The sequence below is a fragment of the Blautia parvula genome (assembly GCF_020215665.1).
GTDB classification, from domain to species: Bacteria; Bacillota; Clostridia; order Lachnospirales; family Lachnospiraceae; genus Blautia; species Blautia celeris.
On the sequence record NZ_CP084061.1, the window covers coordinates 2504404 to 2518288 of the forward strand.

Here is a 13885-nt window from a genome sequence, read left to right on the forward strand (position 1 = left end):
TCAAACGGGAACGGATTCCCCGCTGTTTCCCTCTCCGGTTACATCTGATACATAAATGCTCTTTCCCGCAGGCGCCCAGGCCTCCCCTGCCGTCTCCAGAAATTCCGTCAGCTTCTGTTCATACAGCACCTGCTCTTTGTAAAAAGCTTCCACATGGCCCGCTCCGTGTACTATGAGCATGTTCTTCTTAGATGCGCAGTTTTCATATATCTCAAAGCACATACTGCAGGGAACAAAGGTGTCCGCATCCCCGTGGATAAAAAGGATGGGAACCTTTGCCTTCTTCACTTCCAGAGCCGCACTGCACTGCTTCAGCCCATATCCCGCCTTTTCCCTGCACATGCGGTCCGATATCTTAAGAATGGGATAGGAGGGCAGATGGTACTGGTCCTTCAGCACATGGGCAAACACGTCCCAGGCGGTGGTAAAGGCGCAGTCCGAGACGATTCCCTTCACCTGCGGCGAAAGTTTTAGTCCGCTTGCCATGAGAACCGTGGAGGCCCCCATGGAGGTGCCGTGAAGCCAGATCTCACAGCCGCTGCCAAAACGCTTTGCCGCATACTCGATCCAGAGAAGCGCATCCTCCCTGTCCAGGCAGCCAAATCCGATGTATGTGCCTTCGCTGTCCCCGTGTGCCCGCTCATCCACCAGAAGCATCTTAAATCCTTTCGGCAGATAATAATTGGATAGTCCAATGTAATCACTCATTCCTCTGCTGGTATAACCGTGAAAACAGATCACCAGCTTTTTGCCTCCCTGCCCCGGAAAATATGTCCCGTGGAGCTTCAGCCCATCGCCGGACGTGATGTACACATCCTCCCGTTCCTGCTCCATCATCCACGCTTTCATCTTCTTGATCTTCGGCATATACAGATCCCAGTTTGTCCCTGCCATATCCATGGTCCTTTTGGTCTCCGCCTTCTGCCGGAGCATGGTGCGCCTGAAAAAATAAGACGCAATTCCGTATTCCCCCGCAGCAGCCAGCGCCCCTGCTCCCAGTAACAAGCTCCATCCGTTCATAGATACTCCTCCCGTCTCCGCGGCTGCCTGCGCATCCGCGGTGCATCACTCTCAGTTCCCGGAATGTGTTTATTTTTTCAGAATTTTTCTGACTGTCCTCTTAGGTGTCTTATCTTCTGTCTTTACCTGTTTCTTTTTTTCTTTTCCGGCCTGCTTGGAGAAACTCTGAAGCATCAGTGCTTTGTCAAAGCTGCCTTCCACCTGCAGTTTTCCCTGTGTGAATGCCGCGACAGCATCCATGGTGCCCCCTGCAATGCCCAGAAGTGTCTCGGCTGTGGTTGTAAACAGCACATCCCTGTCGAAATATTCATATGGCTCTATGTACAGCTTCCCCTCTGATACTTCCGCGTAAAAGGCTCCCTCGGCCTCTCCCCTGATATTAAACTGATAGGCAATGTGCTCCTTGATCCCGCTTACATCCGCCTGCATAAAAAGGTCTCTGATCTCACTCACTAATTCCTGATACGTCATTTATTTTTCCTCCAAACATATTTCGCCATTTTTCGACCACCGGTCGAATTTAGGTTGTAAACAAGATACCACTTTTTCGACCGATAGTCAAGTTTACATTTTTATGCTATCATGTTACTATCAAAGAAAAACGGAGAATGGTATTTATGCAAAACAATAGAAAAAAGGATATGATCCTGGATGCCATGCAGAGATTGATGAACCAAAACAGCGCCCAGTCCATATCTGTCAGCGATGTTGCCAAAGAAGCGGGCATCGGGAAGGGAAGTATCTACTATTATTTCAAATCCAAGGAAGAAATTCTGGAAGCTGTCATCGAACGCTCCTATTCCGCTGCCATAGAAAAAGCCAAAAATCTGCTGGAAGCCCCTGATATGGATGCCCTGACCAAGATGGAGATCATATTCCGCACCTGCCGGGAATCCTCCATGGAGCTTCTCCGCCAGGAGTCCAACAATTTTTTCGAGCTGCAGCAGAGCGCTCTTCTGCATCAGCAGTATATCCGCATTATGGTGAGAAACCTGCGCCCGATCTTGTCAGACATTATCCGCCAGGGCAACCGGGAGGGGTCTATGCACTGCAAATCCCCTGAGGAGGTTTCCGAGATTGTCCTCATTATCCTGACCATTAAGCTGGACAACCATCTCACAAGAGACAGCAGGGAGCACACCAGAAAGACCCTGGATGTATTCTCCTATATGCTGGAGACCAGCTTTCACATTGAAAAAGGAAAACTGGATTATCTGTGGGAGGATTGAACCTGCCGGACCTGCGCGCCGGAATACGGTTTTTCGGCACAAAAAATGCAGCCGGATTTTGTTCCCGGCTGCACGCGCTTATTTTACTGCTTCTATAAATGTTGCCCCGTCAATACATTCCAACCCCGCTGCATTTGCAAATCCCACGCTCTTTAAAAGCTCAGTCTCATGCTCCAGGGTCAGAGGAATGTCAAAGTGTACAAACTGATCCTCTGAGATCCCTCCTGCCTTTCGTTTTCTCCGGCATTCCAGCCGCAGGAGATTTTCCTCCTCCTCACAGCAGGCAATGTAATCCCCTTCCAGGAATCGTCCTCCCGGCTTCAGAGCTTTTTCGATCTTTGCAAAGAGTTTCCTCTTTTTCTCAGGCAGAAAATGATGCAGGGATTCAAAGGAGATCACCATGTCATAACAGGACTCCCCAAAAGGCTCCTGAAAATAATCCCCGCATATCAGTGTGATATCCTTTCCCCGGTATTTCCGTCTCAGCTTCTCCAGCATAGTACCGCACAGATCGATCCCTGTCACATGGATATGGGGATATTTCCGGAAAATGGATTCCAGTTCCAGCCCCGTCCCGCAGCCCAGATCCAGCATCCTTTTCGTATCCCCGCCGATCCAGCCGGCGATTTTTTCATAGGCTGCCTTCCAGGTCTGCATCTTCTCCTCATATGTATCAATACGCCTGTGAAAAAAATCAGCCATCTCCTCAAGCGGCACATCTCTTTCCTGTTCCAGCCAGTCCCGCAGCTCCTGCATGTACTGCTCCCTGTCTTCTCTTATAACAACCGGCATTTTTCATTCCCCCTGTACATTTCTTCTGTTTTCTTCTATTGTACAGGTCAGCATGTGGAAAATCCACCTCATAAATGATTCTACTTAAAATTGCTCCTCTCTCCAGATCCTCTTTTTCACTCTGCCTTCATTTCCCGCTCCAGCAAATCCCGTTCAATCTGCGGATACATCTTATCCAGCTTGTACACCAGCAAAATCAACACCGCCGCACCCCAGACAATGACCGGGCCGAACTTATAGATATTTCCAATGGTTCTGACAGCGGATTCCGGCTGTACCACCTGCGCTCCGGTTGAGCTGATATAGCCGCTTACGGTCATGAGTCCTGTCATGACAGCACTTGTGATACCCGTTCCCACCTTGAATCCCAGGCTTGCGCCGCCGAATACGAGGCTTTCCTGGCGGAACCCGTTTTTCCAGCAGCCGTATTCCACCACATCCCCCAGCATGCCGAAGATGGTGGCTGACAACTGGGATGCACCTATAGAACGGATAAGTGTCACAAAAAACAGCCATTGGAAGTTATAAGGGTTGACCAGCACCAGAAGCTGGGAGCCCACCGCAATGAGGCAGCCCGCCAGCGTAACATTCCTCTTTCCCCATCTTTTGATCAGAAACGGGCAGGCCACTGCGCCGCCGATCATGCACACAGTTTCCAGAAAATACAGGGTGCTGTACATCCACGTATCATTTCCGAAAATATATTTACAGTAATAGGGCAGATCCGTTCCCACAATTGTCATATGGATGACCTGGATCGACCACAGCCCGAGCACGCACCAGAAATACTTGTTCGTTACAAGAGCCTTGATGTTCACGCCCACAGAACGCTTCTCTTCTTTTTTTGTCTCTGTTACCACAGTCTCCTCACACCGGAAGAAGCAGAACAGCAGCAGAACCACAGCGATCACCACCCAGATGCACATGGTCTTGATCCATGCAGACTGGTCATTTCCGAATATTTTCACAAGAGGCATGGTAAAGGTCACGGAAATAATGCGTCCCACCGGGGACAGGATCATCCGGAAAATGGACAGCAGATCCTGCTGGTAAGAATCCCTGGTCATCATGGTGGACAGTGAACCGTAAGGTACATTGATAGCTGTGTAGATAACCGTTGTGGTCAGATTATAGGTGACGAATATGTATATCCCTTTCAGAAAATCTGTGGTGTGCGGCACTGTGAACATAAGAATCGCCGCTATGGCATAAGGAATCGTCATCCACAAAATCCAAGGTCTTGATTTTCCCCATTTAGACCTGGTTCTGTCTACCAAAAATCCCATGATCAGATCTGAACTGCCGTCAAATACTCTGGACACCAGCATGACAATACCGATGGTCACCGGTGAAATCCCCACATAATCCGTGTAAAACAGCGTCAGCAGTGTGGATATCATCCCGTACACGATATTACAGGCTGTATCCCCGCATCCATATGCTACCCTTGTCCCAAAGGTTATTTTCTTCTTCATAATGACCTCCCCGCCACATAATTTCTCAATTCGTTTTTCAGCACGCTTCCATAATCGCCTTCACAGCACTCTCTGTATCTGCAAGCGGAAACAGCTCATAACCCACATATCCTGTATACCCGCATGCCTCCAGATGACGCAGCACCTTTTTATAATTGATTTCCCCCGTCCCCGGCTCATGACGCCCCGGAGCATCCGCCACATGGATGTGTCCAAACTGGTCTGCGTAATGGGAAATGGTATCACAGATACAGCCTTCATTGATCTGCATATGATACACATCGTAGAGAAGCTTCAGCCTGGGTGACCCGATCAGGCGGCATATCTCCGCTCCCATCTGTGTATTCTCAAGAAAATTTCCCACATGGTCTGTGGTAATATTCAGGGCCTCCAGGTTCAGGTTGATCCCTTCTCTCTCCGCTGTCTCCACACAGTCCAAAAGTGTACGGTACATGGAGCAGAGCTTCACCGTATGGGAAAGGTTATCATAGTGGTCCACCACAACTCCTCCCTCACCCAGGGCATTGGAGTGAATGGTCACACTGCCTGCGCCCACGGCTTTTGCTGCCCGGATGGATTCCTCCAGATATTTCACGTACTTTTCTCTGTGCTCCGGGTCAACCAGGGAATAATCCGCGTCCCCGTTAAATCCGCTGATCGCAATGCCGGCCTCGCAAGCCGCCCTCTTTGTGGCTTCCAGATCCCGGATTCTCCAGTCCCAGAATTCCACCGCGTCAAATCCGTCCTTCTTTGCCGCCAGGAATCTTTCCTCCCAGGGCAGCTCTGTGTACAGGGTGTCAATACATGCGCATTTTCTCAGACTCATCTTCCTTCTACCTCCTCAATTTTTACAGGCCTTCCCTCTTTCAGAGATTTTGTGGCAGCGGCTGCCATCAGTACCGGATACAGCCCGTCCATTCCGGTTACAGGTGTCTCCCTGTCGTTCTCCACGGCATCTGCAAATGCCTGGATTTCTGAGACAAAGGCACCGGTATAACGATCCCACATTACCTTATATGTATTTTCACAGCTGGTCCTCTCGGCATCTGAGAGCACAACCGTATTCGGCACATCATTTTCATTGCGCACACAGCCCTCGGAGCCAAATACCTCCACTCTCTGGTCATATCCATAGACGGCCTTCCTGCTGTTGTCAATGGTGGCAATTATGCCATTGTCAAACTTCAGCATCACAACAGCGGTATCCACATCCCCCGCCTCCCCGATAGCCGGGTCGATCAGCACAGAGCCGGCAGCCACAACCTCAGTCACCTCAGCCCCTCCTGCCAGAAAGCGTGCCATGTCAAAATCATGGATCATCATATCATAGAAAATACCACCGGAAACCTTCACATATTCAATAGCCGGCGGCTCCGGATCCCTGGAACTGATTTTGATCATCTGCACCTTCCCGATCCTTCCTGACTGCACCATATCATAGACGCCTCTGTGATTGTGGTCAAATCTGCGGCAGAATCCGATCTGCAGCTTCACACCGGCGTCCTCTGCCGTCTGAATGGCTTCCCTCACCTTGCCCAGATCATAATCTATCGGTTTTTCACAAAAAATATGCTTTCCTGCCCTGGCAGCCTCAATAATATACTTGGAATGCGTGTCCGTGGAGGAACAGATCAGAACCGCGTCTATCTCCTCATCCTGCAGAATATCCTCCGCGTCCTTTGTCACATTATGCACACCGCATTTTCTCAGAAATTTCTCTGTCTCTTCATTCATAAAAGGGTCTGCAACCGTCTTGATCTCCACCTCCGGCACAAACATAGAAATATTCTTTGCATGCACCTTTCCGATTCTACCTGCTCCAATAATTCCTGCTTTCATCTCAATACGCTCCTTTACTCTCCGCTATTTTGTTTTTGCCCACCCGCTCCAGTCCCCCCGGCATTGCACCCCGCATTGCGAAGCCCGGCCTTTTTGACCCCCTCCGGCGTCTGGCTGTGAACTGTTTTTCTTTGTGCTTTTACACTTTATGTGCTTTTGCACTTATAATTATAGAAAAGCCTTCCGGTTTTGTCAACATCTCTGCCCTTTCTTTTTCATTTTTAGCTACATTTCACAATATTGTGCTTTTGAACATACCATTTTATCAGCCCTCACTTCTTCTCCTTTTGTTAAACTTAACCAATCCCCCTATTTACAACCCCCTTCTCCATATGATAGAATTTAATCATAAGATGCCCAGAGCAAAAATACCATCCCCGTGCAATAGCACGTGCACATAAACAGGAGGAATCATGATAAACAAAAAACCAACCATACAGATGGTCGCTGACAAAGCGGGCGTGTCCCGTGGAACGGTAGACCGTGTTCTCAACAACCGTTCCCATGTAAGCCCGGACGTTTACGAAAGGGTCATGGCAGCCATTCAGGAGACCGGCTACCTTACCCCCCGCAGCACCTACCAGAAAACCTTGTTTGGTCAGGGCTTTCCGCCGATCAAGCTTGGTGTGCTTCTGCCCAACTGGACCGGCCATTTCCGCTGGGAGATCATGCGCGGCATTGAAGCTGCCCAGGCCGAGCTCACTGATTTCCATGTAAAGATCCTGGTAGAAGAATGCGAAACCGACATCCCGGAGGAAAGCATCGAAAAACTGGACGCGCTTTTAGAGGCGGGCATTCAGGGCGCTGCTGTCTGCACCATGAACGACCCATCCATTGAGGAGAAGATCCGTTCCCTCACCCAAAAAGACATCCCGGTCATCACCTTCAACAGTGATCTGCCCGGCACCGACAGACTCTGCTTCATCGGTCAGGACTACAATAAAAGCGGCCGCATTGCCGCCGAACTCATCAGCAAATGCATCCCCTCCACCGGCAGAATCCTTGCCGCGGCGGGCAACCTGGAATTCGACGGCCACCGTGCCCGTCTGGACGGCTTCTGCACCCGCATGTCTGAGATTGGCTTCCCCCGGGACCAGATCCAGGTCATAGAGACCTACAACAACTACCAGCTCACCTACAAAAAAGTCCTCAGCGCCCTTCAGGAAGACCCGGCCATAAAAGCCATTTACATGGCCAACCGCAGCGTAGCCGGCTGTACCAAAGCCGTGGAGACGGCACAAAAAAAAGGAGAGATCCGCATCATCTGCCATGACATGTCAGAACACACGAAATCTCTCCTTCTGGATGGAACCATAGACTTTTCCATCTCCCAGGACCTCCACCGCCAGGGCTACCTCCCCCTGATCTACCTAAGAGACTACCTTCACAAACAAAAACTCCCCCCAACCCAGGACACCGCCGCCAACATCTCCATCCTCTGCTCCCAAAACCTGTAAAAAGCTCCGGTCCTGGATTCACCACCACAGCCCCCCATACACCTCCGCTCCTCCCGCTTCCACAACCAGTCGGCATGGAGAGGAGACCGTATGGGCCGGCGGGCCATTACCGGTCTCCTATCCATACCGACGTCCGTGAGCCACCATCACACGACCGCCCTACTCCCCTTCCGATTCACCCAAAAGAAATACCCCACACACAAAACAATCTGCACCCCCGAAGAACAAGGCGTCGCCAGCCCCACCCCAAACAAGGAAACCGGCACCATCCGGCTCATCAGAAACGATACTGGAATCCTCACTCCGAAAGCACCGACGATTCCCTGCACCATCACAAACAAAGTCTTCCCACACCCATTAAAATACCCGATCATACAAAACATCACCGAAACCAGCAGACAGTCAATGGCATACGCCTTCAAATACTCCGCCGAAGCCGCAATAACCTCCCCATCCCTGGCAAAGATCCCCGACAGGATATCCCCGTGGAAAAATGCCCCATAAGCCATCAAAACACCCACAGCCAGCGACATCCCAATTCCGCACAGCAGCGCCTTCTTCGCCCTTCCGGCCTCCCCGGCCCCCATATTCTGTGAGACAAACGCTGCCATGGACTGATTAAAAGCAGACGGCACAAGCATAATAAACCCACACAGCTTTTCCGCAACCCCTACTCCCGCGGAGGGAATCACTCCCAGAGAGTTGACGATGGCAGTGATCGCCAGAAACGAAATACCTACCAGCACATCCTGAAACGCGATTGGAAATCCCAGCCGGAACACTTCCCCCATCCGTTTTCTGTCAAATGCAATATCCTTTCTGTGAAAAACAAATGGAAACTTCCTCTTCCGGATGATCTGCAGCGAGATCACCACACTCAGCACCTGAGCAAGCACTGTGGCAATGGCCGCCCCCGCAGTGGCAAGCCCGAAAACACCCACCAGCAGTAAATCCCCGACAATATTAAACACACAGGCGATCGCCACCGTAAGAAGCGGCATCCTGGAATCTCCAAGTCCCCTGAAAATACTTCCGATCACATTATACGCCACAATAAACACAGCCCCTGCGGAACAGATCCTCACATAAGAGACCGTGGCATCAAATGCTTCCGGCGGTGTCTGCATGATCCTGGCAATGGGCACCGCAAACGCTTCCATGATAACGGTTATCACGACACCTATGATGATGAACAGCATGATACTGGCTCCGATGATCCTGCCGCCTTCCTCTGCTCTCCCCTCACCGATTTTTCTTCCCAGAAGAATCGTAGTACCCATGGCGATTCCCACCACAAAAGCCGTCACAAGCTGCATCAGCCAGCTCCCCGTGGATACTGCCGACACGTCTGCCGCCTGGGCAAACTGTCCCACAACCAGCATGTCCACTGCTCCATACATGGTCTGCAGAAAAATAGCCGCCAGCACCGGCAGGGCAAATTTAACAAGCGGCATCAAGATTTTTCCTTTTGTAAAATTCTGTCCTTGACTCATACTCTCATTTTTCTCCTTTTGCTCGTAATGTACATTTCACGGAGGTTTCATACTATAAAAGGCTCTAAACCCACACAAAAAACCGGATAAGAAGCAGGCATCTCAGCCAGCATCTTATCCGGTTACCATTTCTGTCAGAATGGTTCACCCTCCGATGAACGCTGTCATTATATAACATGACTTTTTATTTGTCAAGATTCTTCCGAAGCTGTCAGAGAAAAAATGCGGTGTATATTACCCTGAATCTATTCTTCGCTCTTTTCTCCTAACACTTCGCGCAGCTGCACTTTGCGGTTCTCATACCTGGACATGGTACATGCATCGGCTGTTGCTATGGCTGCCCTTGCTGCCTCTCCTGTGAGCAGAGGCCTGAATTCATCATCTGCCTTTGCTCCGTGCATAATGCCGTTTAAGTATTTCATTTCATTTTTCATAATACTGTGAAGCCACATAGGTGGTTTTTTCCCCGGTTTTCCGTACATAATGGCTCCGTCCATCTCGGTGCCGTGGTATATTCTGGTACGGTCATCATCCTCCTCCTGGGACTCATGGACAAGAAAATGCTCCTCTTTTCCATCCACCTTTAACGTGCCCCCGCAGTCACACATATCAATACGGATGGCACCCTTTGTCCCCTGAATCAGCACATAGTGCTCAGGCCAGTGGAAGGCAGACCCCCACTCCAAAACCGCATAACGGTTGTCAGAAAATTCCATGTTTACAAACAGCATGTCATCCTCGTCACCGAACTCATCCCCCTGGTGCGCAACATTTCCCCCTGTCATGGTCACTGTTTCCGGCATCCCGCCCATGAGGAACTGTACACAGTCCAGTTCATGAATGTGATGATACAGATGTCCTCCTGATTTTTCCCTGATCTTTTTCCAGGAGATCGACGGCTGCGGTTCTTCCCATCCGTTTCTGGCCGAATGACAGTACAGAACTTTTCCGATCACTCCGTCATTGATCAATTTTTTCGCATGACGCACACCCCGGAAGAAATTCATGACATGGCCTGCCATAAAGGTAACACCGTGCTGCTGACATGCTTTTACCATCTCGTCGCAGTCCTTATAACTCAGCGCGATAGGCTTTTCGCAAAAAACATTTACCCCGTGCTCTGCCGCCTTTATGACCGGTTCCTTGTGCAGGTAATTAGGTGTTGCCACAATCACAGCCTCCACATCTTCCCGGCTGTACAAGGTATCTAAATCTGTTTCCACGTCACATCCCAGTTCCTCTGCAACGGTTTGGGCGTTTTCCGGGTCAAGGACAGCCACGATCCTGGCCCCTTCCTGCTCCTTCATAATACGTCCAAGCTCCGCGCCGAAATAACCGGTACCCACAATTGCATATCCTATTGTCTTCATATTCTATTACCTCCAAATATATCCAAAGTTATTTTACTGCTCCGTCAGTCATGCCGCCTGCAATCTTATTCTGTATAAACATAAAGAATATTACGGACGGTACCACCACCAGGGCAGATGCTGCCATCATATCTCCCCAGTTCAGGATTTCCGAACCCTGAAGAGATTTTAAAGCCACAGACACTGTCATCTTATCTGTGCTGTTGATCAGGATCAAAGAGTATAAAAATTCATTCCACGCATTGATAAATGTATAAATGGCTGTTGCCACGATCCCCGGCATGACCAGGGGCAGTACAATCCTCACAAAAGTCTGGAGTTTATTGGCTCCGTCCACTCTTGCCGCTTCCTCGATTCCCAGCGGCACTGTCTTGAAAAAGCCTACCAGCATCCATACAGCATAAGGTACGCTGAAGGAGAGATACACTATGACAAGTCCGACCCTGGTATTGACAAATCCCAGCTTTGCCATGACCATCGAATAGGGAATCGCCAGAAGGATGGGAGGAAACATGTAAGTTGCCACCAGAACCTTTGACATAATGGAACCCAGCTTCGGAAAAAATCTTACGATTCCATATGCCGCCATGGATGATACCACAATGGCGATGCAGGTAGTTGATATTGCAATGATCAAACTGTTGCTGATATTCCCTGCAAATCCCAGGTCCTGAATCACATGGGTAAAGTTTTCCAGTGTAAAGTGCTTTGGCAGAAATCGGGTTGGATTTGCGGTCAGCTCTCCCGAAGATTTTACGGAACACAGTAAAACCCATACCAGCGGGAAAAAAGCAATCACGGACAAAATGATCAAATATACATGGCAGAGTCCATTGCCGATCTTTTCTTTTTGATTTGTCATCACTTGTCCTCCTTTTCCCATTTTCCAATGATCGTAAAGTAAACCAAACAAACCAGCAGCAGGAATGCCAGCAAAAGCACAGTGACTGCAGATGACCTGCCCAGAAGTTTTGTTCCCCAGCCCATATTATACGCATAGACAGGAACTGTGGTCGTGGCGTTGGCAGGGCCGCCGCCTGTAAGAAGATAAATAATATCAAAGTTATTGAATACCCAGATGGTACGAAGCACTACCAGCAGGCCGACTACGACTTTAATATGCGGTACTGTTATATGCCAGAACTGCTGGAATTTGGAAGCACCGTCAATCTGAGCTGCCTCATACTGGTCCTGGGGAATGGTCTGCAGTGCAGACAGCACATTTACCATGATCATCGGCGCACCAAACCAGACATTAATAAAAATCAATGTCAGAAATACCAGACTGCTGTCACTTAAAAACTGCGGAAGTTCGCTGCTGATGCCCAACTGGACAAGAATATTCGGGAGGAAACCTGAAACACCGTTCAGTATCCATTTCCAGGAAAGTGCGATTACAATAGAGGGGAATGCCCAGGGGATGATCATCAGGGTTCTGTAAATTCCCTTTCCGATCTTCACCCGATTAATGGCCAGTGCTGCTGTAAATCCGATGAACAACTGTCCTAACAATGAACCCACGGTCCAGAGTATGGAGGTCAAAAATGCCTTATAAAAATTAGAGTCTGATAAAACCGCTTTATAATTTTCCAATCCTATAAAATCATAGGAAGCCTTGATCAGATGCTTGGTCGTCATACTGTAATATAAACTGGAAAAGATAGGATATACCAACAGTATCCCCACAACCAGCAGTGCAGGAAGTACGAAAATCCAGCGGGCATAATCAAATTTTACTTTTCTTTTCACAAAAATGCCGCCTTTCTGAGGGATGGGACTGCCCTTCGTGGTGGTTCGGGCAGCCCCTGGTAACAGGTTATGTATTCAAAATCACTGTACAGTGCTGAATACCTCATTCAGTTTGTCTTCTGCTGTCTGTGCAGCTTTTTCCACATCCGTTCCGTTTGTGATAATATCCTGGAACATACTCTCTATGATTCCCTGAGATGTGAGAAGACCGGCCTGAACACTGGGGCCTTTTTCAAATCCTATGGCAGTACCCATATCCATGGTTTTTGTGATTACATCTACCGCATTGGAGAACTTCTGTACGGTTTCGTTCTCTTTGTATTCCGGTGTGTCCGAAATACCTGTAATGGAAGGCAGCATACCTACCGGTGTTGCTTCCAGGAATTTGATATAGGTATCTTTCTCGTATAATTTTTTGATAAATTCCTTGCATATTTCCGGGTGTTCTGAGTTCTCCCATACCACCATCGGAATATTGGAAGTTTCCGCTCCGTATTCCGGGTCATCCGCATTTATCTTCGGAAGAGGCGCACAGTCAATCTGATCCACCAAATCAGGGGAGTTCGTTTCAACGCCGCCGATCTGGAAACCGGAGTTAAAGTCAAAGGCTGTCTTTCCCTGATAGAACAGGGTTGCCTGATCTAATACTGCATAATTTACAGAATCCTTCGGAGAACAATTCTCATAAATGTCCAGCCAGTAACGAATGCCGTCAAGTGCCAGATCACTTGTCAGATCTGCTTTCAGATCATCTGTAAGAAGGCTCCCGCCGCCGCTTCTTACATAGAAGTTTAAGAAACGTGTTCCCATAAGGTCATTGGAACCGCAGGGGAAGGAACATCCGTAAACCCCGTCTTTTGTCAGGGTTTTTGCCGCATCGGCAAATTCATCCCATGTCTTGGGGACTTCAAGGCCTGCTGCATCCAGCAGATCCTTTCTGTACCACATGACCTGTGCATGGGAATACAATGGCAGGGAATAGCAGGTGCCGTCCTTTTCTCCTTCCGACAGGGCAGTTTTTGAAAACTTATCTCTACCTATGTCATCGATCAGATCATCCAGGGGAACCAGGGCCTCTGCGTCCATCATCTCTACCACATGACCGGGAAGCGCAGTGCTCATATCCGGCACATTCCCGGATGCAAGACCGGTGGTCCATTTCGTATAAAAATCCCCCCAGGAAAACGTCTCTATGGTTATATTTACATCCGGGTTATCCTTCATAAACTGGTCCGCGGTCTCCTGTATCACCTCCAGACGCGGCCCCTGTGTAAAGGAATGCCAAAATGTAATGTCACCTTTTAATTCTCCTGTTTCCGCTGCTGTCTGTTTGCTTTCTGTATTCCCGTTCTGTCCGCATCCTGCAAGCATGGCGGAACCTATCATGGTACCCACCAGCAAAACTGCTAATTTTCTTCTCATAAAGCTCTCCTCTCTGTTCACTTTTTACTGTTCCCCGAT

Annotated in this window: 13 protein-coding genes; 2 read left to right on the plus strand and 11 right to left on the minus strand. The window is 49.2% G+C overall.

The window, feature by feature from the left end:
• Positions 1-1020 (minus strand): alpha/beta hydrolase, encoded by a 1020-nt coding sequence (locus LC508_RS11700; RefSeq protein WP_103732047.1) that lies wholly within the window; start codon positions 1018-1020, stop codon positions 1-3.
• 69 nt (positions 1021-1089) lie between these two features.
• Positions 1090-1491 (minus strand): SCP2 sterol-binding domain-containing protein, encoded by a 402-nt coding sequence (locus tag LC508_RS11705; protein ID WP_118594020.1) that lies wholly within the window; start codon positions 1489-1491, stop codon positions 1090-1092.
• A gap of 146 nt (positions 1492-1637) precedes the next feature.
• On the opposite strand from LC508_RS11705, the gene LC508_RS11710 reads away from it, so the two are divergent.
• Complete coding sequence (locus LC508_RS11710) at positions 1638-2249, plus strand: TetR/AcrR family transcriptional regulator (protein WP_033141310.1); 612 nt, start codon at positions 1638-1640, stop codon at positions 2247-2249.
• 78 nt (positions 2250-2327) lie between these two features.
• On the opposite strand, the gene LC508_RS11715 is transcribed toward LC508_RS11710, so the two are convergent.
• From LC508_RS11715 to iolG, 4 genes are all read right to left on the minus strand, one after another.
• Entirely contained in the window at positions 2328-3041 is a 714-nt protein-coding gene (locus LC508_RS11715; RefSeq protein ID WP_103731508.1) for a class I SAM-dependent methyltransferase, read from the minus strand.
• 116 nt (positions 3042-3157) lie between these two features.
• Positions 3158-4516 (minus strand): MFS transporter, encoded by a 1359-nt coding sequence (locus LC508_RS11720; protein WP_103731507.1) that lies wholly within the window; start codon positions 4514-4516, stop codon positions 3158-3160.
• A 37-nt stretch (positions 4517-4553) separates the two neighbouring features.
• A complete protein-coding gene (locus LC508_RS11725) occupies positions 4554-5342 on the minus strand; it encodes a hydroxypyruvate isomerase family protein (RefSeq protein ID WP_103731506.1) in 789 nt (262 codons plus the stop codon).
• The gene (gene iolG / locus LC508_RS11730; protein ID WP_103731505.1) at positions 5339-6355 is read right to left on the minus strand and encodes an inositol 2-dehydrogenase; all 1017 of its coding nucleotides are present in this window, start codon (positions 6353-6355) and stop codon (positions 5339-5341) included. The genes LC508_RS11725 and iolG overlap by 4 nt, the downstream gene beginning before the upstream one ends.
• Positions 6356-6768: 413 nt before the next feature.
• On the opposite strand from iolG, the gene LC508_RS11735 reads away from it, so the two are divergent.
• Positions 6769-7812, plus strand: a complete 1044-nt coding sequence (locus tag LC508_RS11735; protein ID WP_225305370.1) for a LacI family DNA-binding transcriptional regulator — start codon at positions 6769-6771, stop codon at positions 7810-7812.
• A gap of 146 nt (positions 7813-7958) precedes the next feature.
• Here LC508_RS11735 and LC508_RS11740 read toward each other — a convergent pair whose 3' ends face one another.
• From LC508_RS11740 to LC508_RS11760, 5 genes are all read right to left on the minus strand, one after another.
• On the minus strand, positions 7959-9305 hold the full coding sequence (locus LC508_RS11740) for an MATE family efflux transporter (RefSeq protein ID WP_103731504.1): 1347 nt from the start codon (positions 9303-9305) through the stop codon (positions 7959-7961).
• A gap of 245 nt (positions 9306-9550) precedes the next feature.
• Positions 9551-10675 (minus strand): Gfo/Idh/MocA family protein, encoded by a 1125-nt coding sequence (locus LC508_RS11745; RefSeq protein ID WP_103731503.1) that lies wholly within the window; start codon positions 10673-10675, stop codon positions 9551-9553.
• 28 nt (positions 10676-10703) lie between these two features.
• Positions 10704-11537, minus strand: a complete 834-nt coding sequence (locus LC508_RS11750) for a carbohydrate ABC transporter permease (protein WP_033139032.1) — start codon at positions 11535-11537, stop codon at positions 10704-10706.
• A complete protein-coding gene (locus LC508_RS11755) occupies positions 11537-12424 on the minus strand; it encodes a carbohydrate ABC transporter permease (RefSeq protein ID WP_033139031.1) in 888 nt (295 codons plus the stop codon). Before LC508_RS11755 ends, LC508_RS11750 begins: the two co-directional genes overlap by 1 nt.
• Positions 12425-12505: 81 nt before the next feature.
• Positions 12506-13795 carry an ABC transporter substrate-binding protein gene (locus tag LC508_RS11760; RefSeq protein ID WP_390426022.1) on the minus strand — a complete coding sequence of 430 codons (1290 nt, stop codon included), beginning with the start codon at positions 13793-13795 and terminating at the stop codon, positions 12506-12508.
• Positions 13796-13885 lie beyond the last annotated feature (90 nt).

What these genes read in the sequence shown, in the direction of transcription:
- LC508_RS11700 (WP_103732047.1), bottom strand. Translation starts at nt 1,020, where the DNA reads ATGAACGGATGGAGCTTGTTACTGGGAGCAGGGGCGCTGGCTGCTGCG.
- LC508_RS11705 (WP_118594020.1), bottom strand. Translation starts at nt 1,491, where the DNA reads ATGACGTATCAGGAATTAGTGAGTGAGATCAGAGACCTTTTTATGCAG.
- LC508_RS11710 (WP_033141310.1), top strand. Translation starts at nt 1,638, where the DNA reads ATGCAAAACAATAGAAAAAAGGATATGATCCTGGATGCCATGCAGAGA.
- LC508_RS11715 (WP_103731508.1), bottom strand. Translation starts at nt 3,041, where the DNA reads ATGCCGGTTGTTATAAGAGAAGACAGGGAGCAGTACATGCAGGAGCTG.
- LC508_RS11720 (WP_103731507.1), bottom strand. Translation starts at nt 4,516, where the DNA reads ATGAAGAAGAAAATAACCTTTGGGACAAGGGTAGCATATGGATGCGGG.
- LC508_RS11725 (WP_103731506.1), bottom strand. Translation starts at nt 5,342, where the DNA reads ATGAGTCTGAGAAAATGCGCATGTATTGACACCCTGTACACAGAGCTG.
- iolG (WP_103731505.1), bottom strand. Translation starts at nt 6,355, where the DNA reads ATGAAAGCAGGAATTATTGGAGCAGGTAGAATCGGAAAGGTGCATGCA.
- LC508_RS11735 (WP_225305370.1), top strand. Translation starts at nt 6,769, where the DNA reads ATGATAAACAAAAAACCAACCATACAGATGGTCGCTGACAAAGCGGGC.
- LC508_RS11740 (WP_103731504.1), bottom strand. Translation starts at nt 9,305, where the DNA reads ATGAGTCAAGGACAGAATTTTACAAAAGGAAAAATCTTGATGCCGCTT.
- LC508_RS11745 (WP_103731503.1), bottom strand. Translation starts at nt 10,675, where the DNA reads ATGAAGACAATAGGATATGCAATTGTGGGTACCGGTTATTTCGGCGCG.
- LC508_RS11750 (WP_033139032.1), bottom strand. Translation starts at nt 11,537, where the DNA reads ATGACAAATCAAAAAGAAAAGATCGGCAATGGACTCTGCCATGTATAT.
- LC508_RS11760 (WP_390426022.1), bottom strand. Translation starts at nt 13,795, where the DNA reads ATGCTTGCAGGATGCGGACAGAACGGGAATACAGAAAGCAAACAGACA.